Origin of the sequence: Heyndrickxia sporothermodurans (assembly GCF_003055045.1) — a bacterium.
Taxonomy (GTDB): domain Bacteria; phylum Bacillota; class Bacilli; order Bacillales; family Bacillaceae_C; genus Heyndrickxia; species Heyndrickxia sporothermodurans.
Genome location: NZ_NAZB01000091.1, coordinates 1 through 1,831 on the forward strand (window position 1 = coordinate 1; position 1,831 = coordinate 1,831).

1 pseudogene is annotated in these 1,831 nt (G+C 36.8%); it reads left to right on the top strand.

The features are described from left to right. Positions 1–160: 160 nt before the first annotated feature. Positions 161–1,734 (top strand): annotated as a pseudogene (locus B5V89_RS19705) (IS1182 family transposase). Positions 1,735–1,831 lie beyond the last annotated feature (97 nt).

Sequence of the window (1,831 nt, forward strand, 5' to 3'; positions counted from 1 at the left end):
AAAGAGGCTGGGACAAAACCCACCTCTGAGATGAAAAAGCCGGTGAATTTTTACGACGAGTAAAATTTCACCGGCTTTGATTATTTTTTGAATAAAAATAAGGACCACTTCTGATAAAATTAAGTTACCACACCAAATAAAATCAGAAAGAAGGATCCTTATGTTTAAAAATTATACCATGAATCAATTAGTTTTGCCTTTAGATTTAGAAGTAAAGTTACAAAAAAATGATATTGCCTTCCATGTTCATCATTTAGTTGAAAGTATCCCTCATGAAGCGTTCGAACCATTTCAGAGAAATGATGGCTGTCCTGCCTACCATCCACGCATGATGCTTAAAATTATCTTATGTGCCTACACGCAATCTGTTTTTTCAGGGCGAAAAATTGAAGCCCTATTAAAAGACAGTATCCGTATGATGTGGCTAGCTCAAGGGCATGAACCAAGCTACCGAACAATCAACCGATTCCGTGTTCAACCAGAAGTGAAAAATTTAATTCGCCAATGTTTCGTCCAATTCCGTTGCCAATTAATTGAAGAAAAACTGATCGATCAAGAAGCAATTTTTATCGATGGTACAAAGATTGAAGCGAATGCAAATAAATTTACGTTTGTCTGGAAGAAGTCGATTGAGAAGTATCATCAAAGTTTAATTGAAAAGTCAAACCAGCTATATGATGAGCTTCTTGAGAATGAAATCATACCTGAAATCGAACGTGAAAGCGATGAACAGTTATCATTGGAAGAGCTCGCTCAATTGGTTCAAAAAGTGGATGATGTCGTAAACGAGTATGATAAACAAATTGAAGCATCATCGGATGTTCCAGAACGAAAAGCTTTAAGAAATGAACGCAAATATCCGAAAAAAGTGCGTAAACAGTTGATTGATTTTATCGTACGAAAACAGAAATACCAACGAGACCTTGAAATCTTTGGTACACGTAATAGCTATTCTAAAACAGATCCAGATGCGACATTTATGCGAATGAAAGATGATTATATGAAAAATGGACAATTGAAGGCTGGTTATAATACACAAATCGCAACGGAAGGTCAATATGCGCTTGCCTATGGATTATTCTCAAACCCAACAGACACACGTACGTTAATTCCCTTTCTAGATGAGATTGAGCAGGATTATTTCGAGTTACCGGAACACATCGTCACAGATGCAAGTTATGGTAGTGAAGAAAATTATAATGATATCCTTTTGAACAGAAAACGTGAAGCACTTATTCCTTATCGCTGTATATGAAGGAAAAAAAGAAAACCTACAAACAAAACCTATTCAATCCAGACAACTGGCCGTACGATGAAGAAACAGATACCTATACATGTCCAAACCAGAAACATCTTACATTTCACGATTATTCTGTCCGTACTGATCGTACAGGATTCCAACGGAAGTTTAAAATCTACGAGTGCGAAGACTGTTCGGACTGCCCATTCCGTTCCTCCTGTACCAAAGCAAAAGAAGGCAACAATCGAAAACGAATGGTGAATGAAAAATGGGAACAACAAAAAGAATATGTAAGAACGAAGCTTTCAGAAGAGAGAACGGGTGCGATCTATCGAAAACGCAAAATCGATGTGGAACCAGTTTTTGGATTCTTGAAGGCTAATTTGCGTTTCACACGATTTTCCGTACGAGGAAAATCGAAGGTAGAAAATGAAATGGGCTTTGCATTAATGGCAGTGAATTTAAGAAAATACACTGCCCAACAACTAAGGTAATAGAAGAATTACACGTAAAAAAAAGAAAAAGGTGAATTTGAGTACACTCAAATTCACCTTTTTCACTATTTGAAGCTAGTTATGTCCCAGCCTCTTT